This window comes from Arthrobacter sulfonylureivorans (assembly GCF_047607445.1).
Taxonomy (GTDB): domain Bacteria; phylum Actinomycetota; class Actinomycetes; order Actinomycetales; family Micrococcaceae; genus Crystallibacter; species Crystallibacter sulfonylureivorans_A.
The window spans coordinates 1-17,630 of record NZ_JBLKRT010000048.1; the positions used below are offsets into that span (position 1 = coordinate 1).

The 17,630-nt window shown below is 65.6% G+C and carries 14 protein-coding genes and 1 pseudogene; 9 read left to right on the forward strand and 6 right to left on the reverse strand.

From position 1 onward, the window contains the following. The 4 genes and pseudogenes from ACMX2H_RS17370 to ACMX2H_RS17385 all read right to left on the reverse strand — a co-directional run. Positions 1 to 150: pseudogene (locus tag ACMX2H_RS17370) on the reverse strand (creatininase); the annotation flags it as partial. Positions 151 to 329: 179 nt separating this feature from the next. Next, entirely contained in the window at positions 330 to 1,142 is an 813-nt protein-coding gene (locus ACMX2H_RS17375) for a creatininase (protein ID WP_414962307.1), read from the reverse strand. A gap of 73 nt (positions 1,143 to 1,215) precedes the next feature. Further along, the gene (locus ACMX2H_RS17380; RefSeq protein ID WP_414962309.1) at positions 1,216 to 3,072 is read right to left on the reverse strand and encodes a BCCT family transporter; all 1,857 of its coding nucleotides are present in this window, start codon (positions 3,070 to 3,072) and stop codon (positions 1,216 to 1,218) included. Between the two features lie 89 nt (positions 3,073 to 3,161). Beyond that, positions 3,162 to 3,830: a GntR family transcriptional regulator gene (locus tag ACMX2H_RS17385; RefSeq protein WP_414962311.1), complete on the reverse strand. Its 669-nt coding sequence runs from the start codon at positions 3,828 to 3,830 to the stop codon at positions 3,162 to 3,164. Positions 3,831 to 3,999: 169 nt separating this feature from the next. On the opposite strand from ACMX2H_RS17385, the gene glyA reads away from it, so the two are divergent. From glyA to ACMX2H_RS17430, 9 genes are all read left to right on the forward strand, one after another. Beyond that, positions 4,000 to 5,295 (forward strand): serine hydroxymethyltransferase, encoded by a 1,296-nt coding sequence (gene glyA, locus ACMX2H_RS17390; protein WP_414962313.1) that lies wholly within the window; start codon positions 4,000 to 4,002, stop codon positions 5,293 to 5,295. Then, positions 5,295 to 6,512, forward strand: a complete 1,218-nt coding sequence (locus ACMX2H_RS17395; protein WP_414962315.1) for a sarcosine oxidase subunit beta family protein — start codon at positions 5,295 to 5,297, stop codon at positions 6,510 to 6,512. The genes glyA and ACMX2H_RS17395 overlap by 1 nt, the downstream gene beginning before the upstream one ends. A 14-nt stretch (positions 6,513 to 6,526) precedes the next feature. Next, the gene (locus tag ACMX2H_RS17400) at positions 6,527 to 6,886 is read left to right on the forward strand and encodes a sarcosine oxidase subunit delta (protein WP_414962317.1); all 360 of its coding nucleotides are present in this window, start codon (positions 6,527 to 6,529) and stop codon (positions 6,884 to 6,886) included. Next, positions 6,883 to 9,834 carry a sarcosine oxidase subunit alpha family protein gene (locus ACMX2H_RS17405; RefSeq protein ID WP_414962318.1) on the forward strand — a complete coding sequence of 984 codons (2,952 nt, stop codon included), beginning with the start codon at positions 6,883 to 6,885 and terminating at the stop codon, positions 9,832 to 9,834. Before ACMX2H_RS17400 ends, ACMX2H_RS17405 begins: the two co-directional genes overlap by 4 nt. 7 nt (positions 9,835 to 9,841) lie before the next feature. Beyond that, the gene (locus tag ACMX2H_RS17410) at positions 9,842 to 10,486 is read left to right on the forward strand and encodes a sarcosine oxidase subunit gamma (protein WP_414962331.1); all 645 of its coding nucleotides are present in this window, start codon (positions 9,842 to 9,844) and stop codon (positions 10,484 to 10,486) included. 1 nt (position 10,487) lies between these two features. Beyond that, entirely contained in the window at positions 10,488 to 11,954 is a 1,467-nt protein-coding gene (locus tag ACMX2H_RS17415) for an L-serine ammonia-lyase (RefSeq protein ID WP_414962320.1), read from the forward strand. Between the two features lie 17 nt (positions 11,955 to 11,971). Then, on the forward strand, positions 11,972 to 12,832 hold the full coding sequence (purU, locus tag ACMX2H_RS17420) for a formyltetrahydrofolate deformylase (protein WP_414962322.1): 861 nt from the start codon (positions 11,972 to 11,974) through the stop codon (positions 12,830 to 12,832). Between the two features lie 404 nt (positions 12,833 to 13,236). After that, a complete protein-coding gene (locus ACMX2H_RS17425; protein ID WP_414962324.1) occupies positions 13,237 to 13,881 on the forward strand; it encodes a TetR/AcrR family transcriptional regulator in 645 nt (214 codons plus the stop codon). Next, positions 13,878 to 15,545, forward strand: coding sequence for an MDR family MFS transporter (locus ACMX2H_RS17430; RefSeq protein ID WP_414962325.1), 1,668 nt, complete (start codon positions 13,878 to 13,880; stop codon positions 15,543 to 15,545). The genes ACMX2H_RS17425 and ACMX2H_RS17430 overlap by 4 nt, the downstream gene beginning before the upstream one ends. 120 nt (positions 15,546 to 15,665) lie before the next feature. Here the strand turns inward: ACMX2H_RS17430 and ACMX2H_RS17435 are convergent, their stop codons facing one another. Further along, positions 15,666 to 16,769: a matrixin family metalloprotease gene (locus ACMX2H_RS17435; protein ID WP_414962327.1), complete on the reverse strand. Its 1,104-nt coding sequence runs from the start codon at positions 16,767 to 16,769 to the stop codon at positions 15,666 to 15,668. A 129-nt stretch (positions 16,770 to 16,898) separates the two neighbouring features. Further along, on the reverse strand, positions 16,899 to 17,630 hold a 732-nt coding region (locus ACMX2H_RS17440), incomplete at its 5' end, for a VIT1/CCC1 transporter family protein (protein WP_414962329.1).

Consider the following 17,630-nt stretch of genomic DNA (forward strand, 5'->3'; position numbering starts at 1 on the left):
CTCCTTGGCGGCCATGATGGCGCGCAGCCCGGTCAGGCGGCGTTCGAACTCTGCATCGGAGAAGGTCAGCTGCTGCTTTTCACCGTTGTGCAGGACCTTCAGACGCTCAAGTTCGGAAACTGAATTCGGGGTGGAAGCCGCGATGGACATATTTGACTCCTTCTGGGACGAGGGCAAGGCCTGGAAAAAACTGGGCCCTCCGTACCGGCTCGTGATGACGGAGGACTGGGAAAGCATTGTTGCAGTGAGTGCAACGCTGTTGCATTCACTATCTCGTGTGACGCGGCCCACGTCAAGGGCTGGTCACGGCGCGAACTGCGAGCTGCCGTTTAGCGCTTCAGCCTGAGCTCGCGGGCGATGTCCTGGGCGAGTGTGTCCACGACCTGGTCGAAGAGGAGCTTGCCTTTGTCTGCGTCGGAGCCCGCGGGGGAGGACAGGCACCCGGTCGCGGGGGTCCGCGACGGGATCACCGGCAGACGGTCGAACTTCGGCAGGGCGGCGGGTGGATGGTCTACGCTTCGGTCCAGATCCACCAACTCTGGTTGCAAGTGGAGCATCAGCGAGGTTTCCAACACCCCGCCGTGCTCGATCTCCCAGCCCGGGAATCCCTCCGGGTAGACCGTTTCCAGTGTTTCGCTCGCAACATAGTCCCAGTAGGACAACAGGAGAACGCTTCGGTCATCCCCGGAACTGATGCCCAGGTCGTTCAATGCGAGATCGATCCCTTCGTACAGGAACTGATAGTTCTCGAAGTGGCCATTAATGAAGACGACGTGGCGTGCCCCTTGCGTGAAGAGCGAAGTGGTTAGGCATCGGGTCAGCCCGATCAGCGTGGCGGCGTCAAGGCTTGTGGTGCCGGGCAGATGATTTCCGCCCCCGGACTTTTGCTGCGACTTGTAGCCGTACGTGACGGGTTGTGCGACCAGTGCGCCGGTTGTTTCCGCAACGGCGGCAGCGATAGACGTCGACAGTAACGCGTCCGTGCCCAAGGGCAGATGGGGGCCATGCTGCTCCAACGCTCCGACGGGGACAAGGACTACGCCATTGGTGCCGGCATCGAGCCATGCCGCAAAGGTGTGAGCGTCGATTTCGGACAAGTGGACGCTGGGCGGATTTATGGCCGCCCGTGGCTGAGGGTTCAATTCATGCCTCCTTGAAGGTGTGCGAACGAGGCGCGGCCTTGGGGGCCGCGTCTCGTCATGAACGGCGGCGGTGCTAGTCGATCTGCCGCGTGGGTAGGCCATCCGCGTCGACGAAGTCGTCTTCGAGGCGATGGTTCGGGTCGTTAATGTCTTTCTCCAGGCGTTTCACTTCTTTATTCCGAAGTCTCAGCCGCCGGATGAGGTTGGCGATCATGAGGAGAATGACGAAGGCGAAGGGGAAGCCGCCGATGATCGTGCCGGTTTGGACTGTGTCGACGACGGCGGTGCCACCAAGGGACAGCAAGATCAGCGCCACCGAGGCGATGCTGGCGACCAAAACCACCCGGAACCAGGGTCCTGACTTTTTCGGTGCCGAAACGAACTCCGCCAGGGCATAGGCCCCGGAATCGAGGCTGGTGATGTAGTAGGTCGCTACCAGAATGGTGGCGACCACCAGGAGGAGGCCGCCGATGAAAGGCACCCCATTGAGCATGGAGAACAAGCCACTGGAGGTGTCCGCGGCGACGTCAGCCGAAATTGAGCCTTCGGACTCGTTGTCATAGTGGATCGCAGCCGAGCCGAGAATGCCGACCCAGACCATCACGATGAGTGAGGGGATGACGGTGACGCCGATGACAAATTCGCGAATCGTGCGGCCCCGGGAAATACGGGCGATGAATCCCGCGACGAACGGCGAGAAGGCGATGACCCAACACCAGATAAAGACCGTCCACCAGCCGTTCCAGCTGTCCTGCCAAGATTCCAAGGGGGCGGCCGAAGTCGGCGCATCAGTCCAGAAGCTCATCGGCAGGAAGTTGTAGAAGAACGAACCGAAAGTCTGGGACATGTTCGAAATGATGAACACGGTGGGGCCGAAGATGAAGACACCGACCATCAGCACAATGCTCAGGATGGAGTTGGTTTCGCTGATGCGTTTCATGCCCTTGTTGACGCCGAGGAAAGCCGAGACTGCGGTCAGGCCGCCCAGCGCGACGATGACGGCGATCCACAGAGCCGGTCCGGTGGTCAGCCCGGTGAAGGATGCCAGCCCGGAGGTGAACTGAAGGGCAGCGAACCCGAAAGAGGTCGCCAAGCCGAGCACGGTGGCCATGATGGCGAGCAGCTCAACGACTACCCCGGCGCTGCGCTGCGCCTTCTTGGGCAGAATGTCCACCGTCGCCTCACGGAAGGTCAGCGTCTTGCCAAGGTTGTGATGCGAGTAAGCCAGGCAGACGGCGACGACGCAATACATGGCCCAGGCGGTGAGCCCCCAGTGGAAGTACGTCCAGACCATGCCGCCTTCGCCGCCCGCGGCAGGAACAACAGGGCTTTCTTCGCGCATCATGATCGGCTGAGCCACAGACCAGAAGATGAGCCCGATGCCCTGGCCACAGGCAAAGAGCATGGAGTACCACGCGAAATTGCTGTGCTCCGGCTTCGCCTTCGGGCCGCCGAGCCGGATCTTGCCGACGCGGCTGACGGATAGCCATACACAGACAGCCACGGCGATGAGTGAATAAAGGATGAAGAGCCAGGTGAATCCGGAAGTAACAAAGGTTCGAAGCTGGTTGATCACCTCGGCCGCACCGCTCGGATTCACTGTGACAGCGATGATCAGGGCGAGGATCAGCACGGGCGGCAGGATTTTGATGATCGCCCGGTCTAGCGGTGGGATCAGCCGCCCCCGAAAGCGGGGGAGTTCGACCTTGCGCGGCTTTTCTTGTGGGTTCCCGTCGGCGGCTTGGGCCTCGGCCTGGTCAACCGTGACGACTTCGCTGTCTTCACGGGTAGGACGACGGGGAATGGCGCCTTTGGATTTTTCTTGCTCATGAACGGACATGCCAGCGTCTCTTTCAGTGGGCGACCAGGGTTGGTCGGCTGAGATGGGCTCTAACAGGTGGGTATGGCTGTGCCACAGGCGTTGTTGCATTTACGGCAACACAGTTGCAGCACAGCATACAGTGATAGCCATCACAGTCAAGAAGGCCGTCTCCAGCCCGCGAGCGAGCCCGGCGCCGGCTACAAGACGGCGCGGATGGTTTTTTCGAAACCGGCGATGTGTTCCAGGGCGAGTTCGGCAGCGCGGTCTGCATCGCCGTCGACGATTGAGTCCAGCAGTTGCACGTGCTCGGTGATGTGACCGGCGACGGAGGGCACCTTGTCCAGCACCAGGCACCAGATCCGCGTGGCCAGGTTGTCCAGCCGGATCAGCGTGTCCTCCAGGTGCGGGTTGCCGGCGGCCCGGTAGATGGCCCGGTGCACGCTGAGGTCGTAGCGCATCAAGTCGTGCTTTTCCGGCCGGTCGTCGTCGAGCTTCTCGATGTCCCGGGCCAGCTCCGAGAGTTCCGCACGCATGCCTTCACCAGCGGACTCCGCGGCCTTGCGGGCGGCGAGGGGTTCCAAGACGCGGCGCAGTTCGGATACCGCGGCCAGTTCGGTGATGTCCACGATCGTGGCGAAGGTGCCGCGGCGCGGATAGGAGATGACCAAGTGGTCGATCTCCAGTTTCTTCAGGGCTTCACGCACAGGAGTGCGGCCGAAGCCGAGCTGCGCCGCCAGCATACCGTCGTTGATCGGGGCGCCCGGCCGGATGTCCAGCATGATCAGCTTGTCCCGCAGGGCCCGGTAGGCCTGTTCCGCCAGCGACAGGGACTCGGTGCCGGCATCGGTTTCGGCGGTGATGCTCATGGTGCTCCTTGCTGGTTAGTTGGCCGTTGATGGTGCAGCCGGTGCGGTGTATGACGGTTGGAATCAAAGTCTTGACTCGCTGTGATGTCCATCATACTATTGCAACCAGTTCTGATATATCAGTCACACATTAGTTGTGATCGAGCAGTTTCTTCAAAGGAGTTATCAGATGGTGAACACCCTTTCCGCCACTTTGGCAGCCGCGGACCCGGAGGTCGCCGCAGCCATTGGCCGCGAGCTGGAGCGCCAGCAGTCCACCCTGGAGATGATCGCGTCGGAGAACTTCGCGCCCCAGGCCGTGATGGAAGCCCAAGGATCGGTGCTGACCAACAAGTACGCCGAGGGCTATCCGGGCCGTCGCTACTACGGCGGCTGCGAACACGTAGACGTCGTCGAGCAGTTGGCCATCGACCGGGTGAAGGAACTCTTCGGTGCCGAGGCTGCCAACGTACAGCCGCACTCCGGTGCCCAGGCCAACGCGGCCGCCATGTTCGCACTGCTCACGCCCGGCGACACCATCCTGGGCCTGGACCTGGCGCACGGCGGCCACCTGACCCACGGGATGAAGATCAACTTCTCCGGCAAGCTCTACAACGTGGTCTCCTACGGAGTCTCCGAGGCCGACCACCAGATCGACATGGCAGAGGTGGAGCGGCTCGCCGTCGAAAACGAACCGAAGCTGATCGTGGCCGGCTGGTCCGCCTACACCCGGCAGCTCGATTTCGCCGCCTTCCGTCGCATCGCGGACAAGGTCGGCGCCTACCTGATGGTGGACATGGCGCACTTCGCCGGGCTCGTCGCCGCCGGACTGCACCCGAACCCGGTGCCCTACGCCGATGTCGTCACCACCACAACGCACAAGACGTTGGGCGGCCCGCGCGGGGGAGTCATCCTCTCGAAGCAGGAGCTGGCAAAGAAGATCAACTCCGCGGTGTTCCCCGGCCAGCAGGGCGGCCCGCTGGAGCACGTGGTGGCGGCCAAGGCCGTCGCCTTCAAGTTCGCCGCCTCCGACGAGTTCGCCGACCGGCAGCGCCGCACGCTCGAAGGCTCGCAGCTGCTGGCCCAGCGTCTGCTGGCTGACGACGTGGCCGCCGCCGGCATCAGCCTGGTCAGCGGCGGCACCGACGTGCACTTGGTCCTGGTGGACCTGCGCCACTCCGACCTGGACGGCCAGCAGGCCGAGGACCGGCTGCACTCCATCGGCATCACGGTAAACCGCAACGCCGTACCCTTCGACCCGCGCCCGCCGATGGTCTCCTCGGGTCTGCGGATTGGCACCCCGGCGCTGGCCACCCGTGGCTTCGGTGCCGCCGAATTCACCGAGGTGGCCGACATCATCGCCGCCGCGCTGACCCGCGAACCCGCCGCTGATCTGCTGGCCGAACTGCGCAGCCGTGTCACCGTGCTGGCGGAGAAGTTCCCGCTGTACCCCAACCTGAACGCCAAGCCGAACGGAGCCGCATAATGGCCGACCTGCTGCCCGAGCACCCGGATTTCCTCTGGCGGAATCCGGAGCCGAAATCCTCCTACGACGCCGTCATTGTTGGCGGCGGCGGCCACGGACTGGCCACGGCCTACTTCCTGGCCAAGAACCACGGCATGACCAACATCGCGATCTTGGAACGCGGCTGGCTGGCCGGCGGCAACATGGCCCGGAACACCACGATCATCCGCTCCAACTATTTGTGGGATGAGTCCGCGGCCATCTACGAGCACTCGCTGAAGCTGTGGGAACAGCTGCCGGAGGAGCTGGAGTACGACTTCCTGTTTAGCCAGCGCGGCGTGCTCAACCTGGCGCACACGCTGGGTGACGTCCGCGAATCCGTCCGCCGGGTGGAGGCCAACAAGCTCAACGGCGTGGACGCCGAATGGCTGACCCCCGAGCAGGTCAAGGAAGTCTGCCCGATCGTCAACATCGGCGATAACATCCGCTACCCGGTGATGGGCGCCACCTACCAGCCGCGTGCCGGCATCGCCAAGCACGACCATGTGGCCTGGGCCTTCGCCCGCAAGTGCGACGAGATGGGCGTGGACATCATCCAGAACTGCGAGGTCACCGGTTTCCTCAAGGACGGCGACCGCGTGACCGGCGTCGAAACCACGCGCGGCCGCATCCTCACCGACAAGGTGGGGCTCGCCGCCGCGGGGCACAGTTCGGTGCTGGCGGAACTGGCCGGTTTCCGGCTGCCGATCCAGTCGCATCCGCTGCAGGCCCTGGTCTCCGAGTTGTTCGAGCCGGTGCACCCCACCGTGGTGATGTCCAACCATGTCCACGTCTACGTCTCGCAGGCGCACAAGGGCGAACTGGTGATGGGCGCGGGCATCGACAGCTACAACGGGTACGGCCAGCGTGGCGCCTTCCACGTCATCGAAGAACAGATGGCCGCGGCCGTCGAGCTGTTCCCGATCTTTGCCCGCGCACACCTGCTGCGGACCTGGGGCGGCATCGTGGACACCACGCTGGATGCCTCGCCGATCATCGGTCCGACGCCGGTGGACGGCATGTTCGTGAACTGCGGCTGGGGCACCGGCGGCTTCAAGGGCACCCCGGGCGCGGGCTACACCTTCGCCCACACCATCGCCACCGGAGAAGCACATCCGCTGAACGCACCGTTCGCGCTCGAACGCTTCGAAACCGGCCACCTGATCGACGAGCACGGCGCCGCTGCCGTGGCCCACTAGGAAGGACTTCCTCGATGATCCTGATCGAATGCCCCTACTGCGGGCCACGCGATGAAACCGAATACCACTACGGCGGCCAGGCGCATGTGGCCTACCCCGCCGACCCGCACGCGCTGAGCGACCGGGAATGGGCTCAGTACCTGTTCTACCGGGAGAACCGCAAGGGCCTCTTCGCCGAGCGGTGGTCCCACTCCGGCGGTTGCCGGCGCTGGTTCAACGCCGTCCGCGACACCGTCAGCTACGAAATCAAGGCCGTGTACAAGACCGGCGAACCACAGCCTGACCTGGCCGCGCTCGCCGCCCCGGCAACGGCCGCCCCAGAACCCGCAACCGCACCGGCAACCGCAACCGCACCGGAAGGAGCCGCGAAGTGAGCAACACCCAGACCCATCGCCTGGCCGACGGCGGCCGCGTGGACCGCAGCGCCGAACTGAGCTTCACGGTGGACGGCACTGCCTACACCGGCTACCGCGGCGACACCGTGGCCAGCGCGTTGCTGGCCAACGGCGTGGTCCGCTGCGGGAACTCCATGTACCTGGATCGCCCGCGCGGCATCATGAGTGCCGGCGTGGAAGAGGCCAACGCGCTGATCCATGTGTCCGCTTCCGGCCCGGCCAACCCGGTGGACGAGTCCATGCTGACCGCCACCACCGTGGAACTGCGTGACGGACTGCAGGCCCGCTACCTCTCCGGGCTGGGCACGCTGGATCCGCGCGACGACACCGCCCGCTACGACAAGAAATACGTCCACGCGGACGTGGTGATCGTCGGCTCCGGCCCGGCTGGTCTGGCGGCCGCCCGTGAAGCCGTCCGCGGCGGCGGCCGGGTGATCCTGATTGAGCAGGACACCGAATTCGGCGGCTCGCTGCTGTCCGCACCCGGCCAGCTGATCGAGGACAAGCCGGCAGCAGAGTGGACCGCGGACGTGCTCGCCGAGCTCGCCGCGGCCGAGGACTGCACCCTGTTGCGCCGGACCGTGGCGTTCGGCAGCTACGACTCCAACTACCTGCTGGCCAGCCAGCGCCGCACCGACCATCTGGCCGACGCTCCGGAAGGAGTTTCTCGCAGCAGGCTCTGGCACATACGGGCGCAGCAGATCGTACTCGCGCCGGGTGCCCTGGAGCGGCCGCTCACCTTCGCCAACAACGACCGGCCCGGCATCATGCTGGCCGGCGCGGTACGCAGCTACGTCAACCGCTTCGCCGTGGCCCCGGGCCGCGCAGCGGTCTTCTTCACCACGAACGACAGTGTCTACGACGTCGTAGCGGACCTGCAGGCCGCGGGCGTCACGGTCTCCGCCGTGGTGGATGCCCGCGCCGAGCTGTCCGCCAAGGCGGCGGCGGCCCGCGAGTCCGGCGTCGAGGTGATCACCGGTTCCGCCGTGGTGGACACCGAGGGCGCCGGTGACGGCGGCCGGATCTCCGCGGTCACCATCAGCGCAATTGACGACGGCGGTGCCCCCGTCGGCGCTACCCGTCGGATCGAATCTGATCTGTTGGCGGTCTCCGGCGGCTGGACTCCGACCATCCACCTGCACAGCCAGCGCCAGGGCAAGTCCCGCTGGGACGAAAGTCTTGCGGCGTTTGTGCCGGTGGCTCCGGTGGCAGGCCAGCAAGTGGCCGGTGCGCTGAACGGCACCTTTGACACCAAGCACTGCGTGCTGGAAGGTGCGGCCGCGGGCCGTGCCGCCACGCAAGCTGCCGGCTTCCCGGCACACGGGGCCGAGGCGACGCCTCACGCTGAGCCGGGCACCGACGTCGTTCTCTCTGCGGAAGACCGGAAGGCCGCAGCAGGTGAATTCCGCCAGCTGTGGCTGGTGCCCGCCGTGGTGGAAGACGCTGCCGAACCGGACTGGCGCAGCCATTTCGTGGACCTGCACCGGGACCAGACCGTGGCCGACGTGCTGCGGGCCACCGGCGCCGGCATGCGCAGCGTGGAGCACGTCAAGCGCTACACCTCCATCTCCACCGGCGACGAACAGGGCAAGACCTCCGGCGTGAACGTGATCGGCGTGATCGGGCATGCGCTCAAGAGCGGAGATATCGGCTCGATCGGCACCACCACCTACCGCGCGCCCTACACCCCGGTGGCCTTCGCCGCGCTCGCCGGCCGCAAGCGCGGTGAACTGTTCGACCCGGCCCGGCTGACCCCGATGCACGAGTGGCACGTGGCCAGCGGAGCGGAGTTCGAGGACGTGGGCCAGTGGAAGCGGCCCTGGTTCTTCCCGAAGGCCGGCGAGGACATGGAGACCGCCGTGCTGCGCGAATGTGCAGCGGTGCGCTCCTCGGTGGGTTTCATGGACGCCACCACGCTGGGCAAGATCGAGGTCCGCGGCAAGGATGCGGCCGAATTCCTGAACCGCATATACACCAACGGCTACACCAAGTTGAAGGTGGGCAAATGCCGCTACGGCGTGATGTGCACCCCGGACGGGATGATCTTCGACGACGGCACGGTGATGCGCCTGGCCGAGGACCGGTTCCTGCTGACCACCACCACCAGCGGCGCGGCCAAGGTACTGGACTGGTTCGAAGAATGGCTGCAGACCGAGTGGCCGGAACTGGACGTGGTCTGCACCTCAGTCACCGAGCAGTTCGCCACGGTAGCCGTGGTCGGGCCGAAGTCGCGGGCGGTCGTGGCGAAACTGGCTCCCGAGTTGGATGTCTCCAACGAGGCCTTCGCGTTCATGGACTTCCGCGACGTCACGCTGGCCAACGGAATCCCGGCACGGATCTGCCGGATCTCGTTCTCCGGCGAACTCGCCTTCGAGATCAACGTGGATGCCTGGTACGGCTGGACCGTTTGGGAAGCAGTAGCTGAGGCCGGTGCCGAGTTTGGCATCACCCCCTACGGCACCGAAACCATGCACGTGCTGCGCGCCGAAAAGGGCTTCATCATCGTGGGCCAGGACACCGACGGCACCGTGACCCCGCAGGACGCCGGGATGGAATGGATCGTCTCCAAAGCCAAGGACTTTGTGGGCAACCGTTCCTACAGCCGGGCCGACAACCTGCGCACCGACCGCAAGCAACTGGTCGGCGTGCTCCCGGTGGACCAGAACGTGCTGCTGCCGGAAGGCTCGCAGTTGGTCAAGCAAGGCACCCGGATCGCCCCAGCCGAGGCGCCGGTGCCGATGGAGGGCCATGTAACCTCCAGCTACCGCAGCGCCGCCCTGGGCCGCACCTTCGGCCTGGCGCTGATCAAGAACGGCCGTGACCGTATCGGCGAGACCCTGCTGGCTCCGCTGGACGGCAAGCTGGTGGAGGTCACCGTGGCAGACACCGTACTCTTCGACCCGGAAGGAAGCCGCCGAGATGGCTGAGCAGCTGATGGAACAGTCCGAACACAAGTCGATGCGGACGGGGGAGCCGGTCCACCTGCGGCGGAGCCCGCTAGCCCATCTGGCCGAAGCCATCCGAGGCGGCGAAGTGGCGGGGGAGCGCGGCGTGGCGCTGCGCGAAGTGCCGTTCCTGACCATGGTCGGCCTGCGCGCTGAGCCCGGCTCGGCTGCGGCCGCCGCCCTGGAAGCGGCCGCCGGAGCGCCGTTGCCGGGCAAGGTCGGCCAAGTCACCGGAGATCCGGACGGCACGGCGGTGCTCTGGCTGGGGCCGGACGAGTACCTGCTGGTCGCGCCGGAGGGCTCGGCACTGGCCGCGGATCTGACGGCCGCGCTCGGCGGTGAGCCGGGTGCCGTCGTCGACCTCTCGGCCAACCGCACCACGCTGGAGCTATCCGGCCCGTCGGCCCGACGGGTGCTGGAAAAGGGCTGCCATGCGGACCTGCATCCCCGGGTTTTTGGTCCCGGCACGGCGATCAGCACGCAGCTGGCCACGGTGCCGGTGCTGCTCTGGCAGACCGCCGAGAGCCACGGCGGCCCGGTCTACCGGATCATGCCGCGGGCATCGTTCGCCGACTTCACCGCCCGCTGGCTGCTGGACGCGATGACGGAGTTCGCTGCGCCCGAGGTCGATTGAGATGGCACTGAGCGCGCTGGACCTGTTCTCGATCGGCATCGGACCGTCGTCGTCGCACACGGTGGGTCCGATGCGGGCCGCCCGGCAGTTCGCCGAGTCGCTGGCCGATGACGGGCTGCTGGAGTCGGTGGCCCGGGTCAAGGCGGAGCTGTTCGGCTCGCTCGGTGCCACCGGCATCGGCCACGGATCGGACAAGGCCGTGATCTTGGGCCTGCAAGGCGAGGACCCGGAATCCGTGGACCCGGACGCTGCGGACGCCCAAGTGGAAGAAGCTGCCGCCGGCCGGAAACTCCAGTTGGCCGGCACGCAGCCGGTGGAGTTCGACCGGGCGGCGGACGTGGTGCTGCACCGCCGACGCTCGCTGCCCGCCCACCCGAATGGGATGACCTTCACCGCGTACGACGCCGATGGCTCGCCGCTGCGTGAATCCTCCTATTATTCGGTGGGCGGCGGGTTTGTGGTGCCGGCCGCGGAGGCCGAACGAGCGGCCACGGACGAGGCCCAGGCAGCCGGCGGGGCGGCCGCTGCAGACGCGACCGACGACGCCGATACTGATTTTGGTGCGGTCGGCGGACGGATCCCTTATCCGTTCACCAGCGGCGCCGAACTTTTGGCTCGCTGCCGCGAGGCCGGGACGTCCATCGCCGGGGTGATGCTGGCCAACGAGCTCAGCTGGCGGAGCGAGCCTGAGCTTCGGGCCGCGCTCCTGCGGATCTGGGCCGTGATGCAGGAATGCGTCGAAAACGGCTGCACCCGCACTGAGGAGAGGCTGCCCGGCTCGCTGCTGGTCCGCCGTCGCGCTCCGGGACTGCGGCGAAGGCTGCGTGCCGCCGAGGCAGCCCGCGTCGCAGAGGGCACACCGGACGCGGACCCGCTGTGGGCAATGGAATGGGTGAACCTGTACGCGCTGGCGGTCAACGAGGAGAACGCCTCCGGTGGCCGCATTGTCACCGCGCCCACCAACGGCGCGGCCGGGATCCTGCCCGCGGTGCTGCACTACTTCACCCGGTTCGTGCCCGGCGCCGACGACGACGCAGTGGTGGACTTCCTGCTCACTGCGGCCGCCATCGGCATCCTGTTCAAGACCAACGCCTCGATTTCCGGGGCCGAGGTCGGCTGCCAGGGTGAGGTCGGTTCGGCCTGCTCAATGGCCGCAGGTGCACTCTGTGCAGTGCTGGGCGGGACCCCGGAACAGGTGGAGAATGCCGCCGAGGTGGGCATCGAGCACAATCTGGGCCTCACCTGCGATCCGGTGGGCGGGCTGGTGCAGATTCCGTGCATCGAACGAAACGCAATCGCCAGTGTGAAGGCCATCAATGCTGCGCGGTTGGCGCTGGCCGGCGACGGCGACCATCGGGTGTCGTTGGACATGGCGATCAAAACCATGCGCGATACCGGGGCGGACATGAAGGCCAAGTACAAGGAGACGTCCCGCGGCGGACTGGCCGTGAACGTCGTCGAATGCTGAACGAGAACAGGAACATCATGCCGAACCACAATGAGCACATCCTGACACTTGACTGCCCGGAGCGGCTGGGCTTAGTGCATGCCGTCTCCGGCTTCTTGGTGGAGCACGGACAAACCATCCAAGAGCTCAATCAGTTCGACGACCGGCGGGCCGGGCACTTCTTCATGCGCACGGACTTCGCCGGACAGAACGGCAGCACCTCCACCGACGAGTTGCGCGAAGCATTCGCGCCGCTCGCCGAGCAGTACGGGATGGCCTGGCAGCTGGAGCCGAAGGGCCGTAAGCGGCGGGTGCTGGTGATGGTGTCCAAGTTTGGGCACTGCCTGAACGATCTGCTCTTCCGCTCGCGGATGGGGGAGCTGCCGGTGGAGATCGTGGCCGTCGTCTCCAACCACTTGGACCACAGGGGACTGGTGGAGTGGCACAACATTCCTTACCACCATGTGCCGGTCACACCGGAAACAAAACCTGCCGCCGAAGCCGAACTGCTGAAGCTGATCGAGGCGCACGATGTGGAGCTGGTGGTGCTGGCACGCTACATGCAGGTGCTCAGCGACCACCTCAGCCGGGAACTGACCGGACGCACCATCAACATCCACCATTCGTTCCTGCCGAGCTTCAAGGGCGCCAAACCCTACCACCAGGCGTATGAAAAGGGCGTCAAAACCGTCGGCGCCACCGCCCACTACGTCAACGCCGAGCTCGACGAGGGCCCGATCATCGCCCAGCAGACGGTGGAGGTCGACCACACGTTCGGGCCTGAGGATTTGGTGGCTGCGGGCCGGGACACGGAGTGCAAGGCGCTGACGAATGCGGTCAAGTGGCACTGTGAGGGACGAGTGATTTTGCACGGGAACCGGACGGTTGTGTTGCGGTAGTCGTGGTTGGGTTGGGTAGCTTTCAACGCACTTAGCGGTCAGGGCGGGCCCTTTCGTGTCGACTCCGTCGCCGCGCAGAGACCCTGCCGCCCTGACCTTCCTCGCTCGTTCCTCGCTCGGCGATGCATGCTTATGAAAGCCACCCAACCCTCTGAGGCACGCTGGTTCTTGATTCGGCGATGCGCGCTTATGGAACCTGCCCATCCCCTGAAACACTTTCGTCTCTCGTGAGGCACGCCGTTTGTTCCTCGCACTGTGATTCCGCCTTGTGCACTCTGACCACCCCGTTGATCGGCTCCGCGTTATCTCTCCACCGGCTTCAGCGGGTGTGATGTTGGTCTAAGTTTTTGCAGGAGTGCAAGTTTGCACTTGTGAATGTATTTGCACGCTGGCACACTGGTTCGGTGAGTCAACTAAGTTCCCTGCGCGAGCGTAAGCGCGCTGAGTGCTGGGCCGCACTGCATGAGGCCGCGGCCGAGGTCGCGCTGGAAGACGGCATTGAAAGCGTCACGGTTGATGGGGTCGCCGGCGCCGCGGGGGTTTCCCCGCGCACATTTTTCAACTACTTCCCTTGCAAGGAAGATGCAGTGCTCGGCCTTCAGGAGCCGGTGCTGGACGATGCGATGCTTGAGGCATTCGACGTCCACGCGAACCTGCTGGATGAAGTAGGCAAGCTGATGCTGGCGGTGACCCGGTCCATCCAAGGCGGCGACGACGCGATCCGCCACCAAATCCTGCACAAGTACCCGCACCTGCTGCACCGCCGCGTCCAGTACGTGGTCAAAGTGGAGCAGTTGGTCACCACGGCAGTCTCTGAACTGCTCGCCGGTTCGGACCGGCTAGCCGACGCTGAGCGGATTCTGGCCGCGCACCCTGTCGGCGGGCAGTACACCGCCGAAGACACCGCCCGCCTGCTCGTGATGACGGCGGGCACTGCACTTCGCTTTGCTATGCAAAAAACCATGTCCCAACCCACCCTGGAATCGCAGACCGAGGCGCTCGAGCATAGCTTGACCCTGCTGCGTGCAGTCCTGAAGGAATCCGAATGAAGAAAGAGAGCCTGCAGGCGCAACAGCGACCCGCGGCATCCGCACCGTCCCAGCCGGGTCAGCATGGCCACAGCCATGGCAACCTGCTGCTGGTGTTCGTCGCGCTGATGATGGCCATGTTGCTGGCCGCCCTGAACCAGACCATCCTGGCAACCGCCTTGCCCACCATTGTGGGTGAACTGAACGGCGCCAACCTGATGCTCTGGGTGATCACCGCCTACATTCTGGCTGCCACCATCATGATGCCCATCTACGGCAAGTTGGGTGACCAAATCGGGCGCAAGTATCTGCTGGTCGGCGCCATCATCGTGTTCTTGATCGGTTCGGTGATTGGTGCCCTGGCACCGGACATGGGCTGGCTGATTGTGTCCCGCGTCGTGCAGGGCCTTGGCGGCGGCGGGCTGATGATCCTGTCGCAGGCCATCATCGCGGACGTGGTTCCGGCGCGGGAACGCGGCAAATACATGGGTGCGATGGGTGGCGTCTTCGCTTTTTCCTCCGTGGTGGGCCCGTTGCTGGGTGGCTGGTTCACCGAGGGGCCGGGCTGGCGTTGGGCTTTCTGGATCAATCTGCCCGTGGGCGCCTTGGCACTGGTGGGCGCGCTGTTCTTCCTCAAGTCGCGGCCGGTCACGGCGCGCCCAAAGCTGGATTTCTGGGGCATGCTGCTGATGGCAGCTGCCACTACCGGACTGGTCCTGGTCAGCAGTTGGGGCGGCAGTACCTACGCCTGGTCGGATCCGATGATCATCGGGCTGATCGCCGGAACCGTGCTGGCCGCCGTCGGGTTTGTGCTGGTGGAGCGGAAAACCTCCGAGCCCATCATCCCGATGTCCATGTTCCGCGACCGCAATTTCATCATGACCACTATCGCGGGCCTGTTTGTCTCCGTGGCCATGTTCGGCGCGCTCGGCTACATGCCCACCTACTTCCAGATGGCAACCGGGGTATCAGCGACCGCGGCTGGCCTGCTGATGATTCCGATGATGGCTGCGCTGCTGGCATCATCAATGATCTCCGGCGTCCTGGTGTCCAAGACCGGTCGCTACAAGTGGATGCCGGTGGCGGGCTCCGCCATCGTGGCCGTCGCCTTGCTGCTGATGAGCTTTGTGCACGCGGATACTGGCGTCTGGGTGCTCTGCGTATATCTGGGCTTGCTCGGTCTCGGCTTGGGCTTGAACATGCAGATCCTAGTGCTGATTGTGCAGAACTCCTTCCCGCTGCGGCAGGTAGGCACGGCGACGGCGGCCAACAACTTCTTCCGCCAGATCGGCGCCACGCTCGGTTCGGCCGTCGTGGGCAGTCTGTTCGCCCACCGCCTGGTTGACCTCCTGACCGACCGGCTGCCGAGCGCAGCGGTCGCCGCCACCGGCGGCGGCAACTCGCTGACCCCGGACATGGTGGAGCACCTGCCGGCACCTGTGCATGACGTCATCGTCGCGTCCTACAACGAAGCCCTGATGCCGCTGTTCCTCTATATGGTCCCGCTGGCGCTGGCCGCCACCGTGCTCTGCCTGTTCGTGGTGGAAAAGCCGCTGGCCACCACGCTGGAACCCGATGTCATGCCGGAGGCAATTTCGGAGGGGAACGTGATGATCACCGCCGAGACCGAGGGCAACCATCCAGCGAACACGGACCTGCGCGGATCCGAAGCCGGACGCCGCTAGCATCCGTCCTGCCGCGTGTCGCCGCCGCTCCGGAGGCGGTGGCACGCACGCTCGTTCTTCCCGATGGATAAGCCGGGAGCAGCGTCCTGCCGTTCTGGCGGTGGTGCCTGCTCGAAGCTCCTACAACTCGGGAACGCACTCGCCCTGGCCCAGCAACGACAGGCCCGAGAGATCGCCGTCGGCAAATTCCAGAATGTCGTGCGAGGCCTGAGCGTACATTAGCTGGTTGGGGTCATCGACGTGGTCCAGGCCGATCAGATGGCCCAGCTCGTGCATGATGATGGCCCGGGCGGCGTCCTTGCCCGCGGGCGCACCGAGCAGTTGGCGGAATTGCGGAGTGTCCAGTTCGATCTGGCCGGAAACGTAGGCGGAAACCCCGCCCCGCGAGGCCCAGCCGCTGCCACCTAGGCCGATGGTCGGTCCGGCGAGGGCGGGGCTGTGGTCGGGATCGGACCAAGCAATCAGCACCGGAGCCCAGCGCTCGCCGTAGCGGTCCGGTTGGTAGGACGGGCGCTTCTCGGTGGGCTGCTCCGTGGTGGTTCCTTCATAAATGAACTGCAGGCCGGTGGCATCGGAGACGCGCTGCACCGCTTGGTGGATCAGTTCCGTGCTGCCCGCCGGGGACGCCGCCGTGCGGACTACATACCGGATCGGGCGGCATGGATCGTAGGCGATGTAGTCCTGTGCCGCGGTTGGCGAAGCAAGGAAGCGGTACGAATTGCTTTCCTCGTACAGCGGCGCAGGAGCGCCCAGCGGCGCCGCCGCGATATCGACGCCCGACGGCGGAAACCCGCCGTGGCCCAAGCCCTCAGCCGTTGATCCGCCGTCGAACGGGACACCGTGAGCCGCACCGCTGGATGGCACCGCCGCCGCGAACTTCGGTTGGGCCAACCAAACGAACGCCCATGTCACAAGTCCCGCTACCGCAGCGAGTAGGACCAGCTTGCCGAGCGGCGACGGGCCACCCCGCGGCTTCGGTCCCGGCCGGGTGAGTGAAGCCTGCCCGGCCGGAGCCAGCGGGCGGGCAGGCTGCTGCCACGCAACCGGGCCAGGCCGCGCGGTTGGATTGACCCAGACTTCCTGCTGCTCGGCTCCGGCGTCGGGATTCGGGCCGCTGCCGGACTCGGCCAAGGCCCATTGCGGCACCCGCCCGGTCCGGGATCTGGGCGTGGCCCGGCCAAGGCCCGACGCATCGCCCGGGCCGTCGGTCGGCGGCCAACTCATGGTCCCCCTTGCCTGGCGGACAGCGGGAGCATCGTTGCCCCGCTTGCCCCACAGTAACCAAGCCGTGAGACAAACGGTAGATGTCCGCCAGATGGCCAGCAGGTGAACCGGCCCGCCGGGGGAGGGGGATCAGGCTGCGCCGGTGCCGAACAACGATCCCAGCAGGTAGGTGGCCAGCGCCGCGCCGAAACCGATCGCCAGCTGCCGCAGGGCGCGCTTGAACGGTGAAGCGCCGGAGAGGAGTCCCACGATTCCACCGGTCACCAGCAGCGCCAGGCCAACCAGTACCAGTGCAACCACCACGGCTGTGGTGCCCTGCAGTCCGAAGATGTACGGCAGGATCGGGATCAGCGCCCCCGAGGAGAAGAAAAGGAAACTGGACAGCGCGGCATTCCAGCCGGTGCCGATCTCCTGGTAGTCATTCGCGTAGGTTTCCGGCGGTTGCAGGGACAGGCTCGGATCACAGTCGCAGTCCAGGTAGCCCATTCGTTCGGCGGCGCGGTGCTCTGCTGCCTCCGCCGTCATCCCGCGGGCACGGTACACCAACACCAGTTCGTTGGCGTTCAGGTCCAGATCGGGTGCCGCCTGCAGCGTGATCTGGGTGGGCCGGGTTGCCGAGAGCAATTCGCGCTGGGAACGGACGGACACGTATTCACCCGCGCCCATGGACAGTGCGCCGGCCAGCAAGCCGGCGAAGCCGCTGAACAGGATGAACCCGCTTGAAACGCCGGTGGCACCGATGCCCATGATCAGCGCCAGGTTGGAGACCAGGCCGTCGTTCGCGCCGAAGACCGCTGCGCGGAAGTTGCCGGAGAGCCGTGCCCGGCCGCGGGTGGCCAAGCCGCGGATGACCTCTTCGTG

What these genes read in the sequence shown, in the direction of transcription:
- ACMX2H_RS17380 (WP_414962309.1), bottom strand. Translation starts at nt 3,072, where the DNA reads ATGCAACAACGCCTGTGGCACAGCCATACCCACCTGTTAGAGCCCATC.
- ACMX2H_RS17385 (WP_414962311.1), bottom strand. Translation starts at nt 3,830, where the DNA reads ATGAGCATCACCGCCGAAACCGATGCCGGCACCGAGTCCCTGTCGCTG.
- glyA (WP_414962313.1), top strand. Translation starts at nt 4,000, where the DNA reads ATGGTGAACACCCTTTCCGCCACTTTGGCAGCCGCGGACCCGGAGGTC.
- ACMX2H_RS17395 (WP_414962315.1), top strand. Translation starts at nt 5,295, where the DNA reads ATGGCCGACCTGCTGCCCGAGCACCCGGATTTCCTCTGGCGGAATCCG.
- ACMX2H_RS17400 (WP_414962317.1), top strand. Translation starts at nt 6,527, where the DNA reads ATGATCCTGATCGAATGCCCCTACTGCGGGCCACGCGATGAAACCGAA.
- ACMX2H_RS17410 (WP_414962331.1), top strand. Translation starts at nt 9,842, where the DNA reads ATGGAACAGTCCGAACACAAGTCGATGCGGACGGGGGAGCCGGTCCAC.
- ACMX2H_RS17415 (WP_414962320.1), top strand. Translation starts at nt 10,488, where the DNA reads ATGGCACTGAGCGCGCTGGACCTGTTCTCGATCGGCATCGGACCGTCG.
- purU (WP_414962322.1), top strand. Translation starts at nt 11,972, where the DNA reads ATGCCGAACCACAATGAGCACATCCTGACACTTGACTGCCCGGAGCGG.
- ACMX2H_RS17430 (WP_414962325.1), top strand. Translation starts at nt 13,878, where the DNA reads ATGAAGAAAGAGAGCCTGCAGGCGCAACAGCGACCCGCGGCATCCGCA.
- ACMX2H_RS17435 (WP_414962327.1), bottom strand. Translation starts at nt 16,769, where the DNA reads ATGAGTTGGCCGCCGACCGACGGCCCGGGCGATGCGTCGGGCCTTGGC.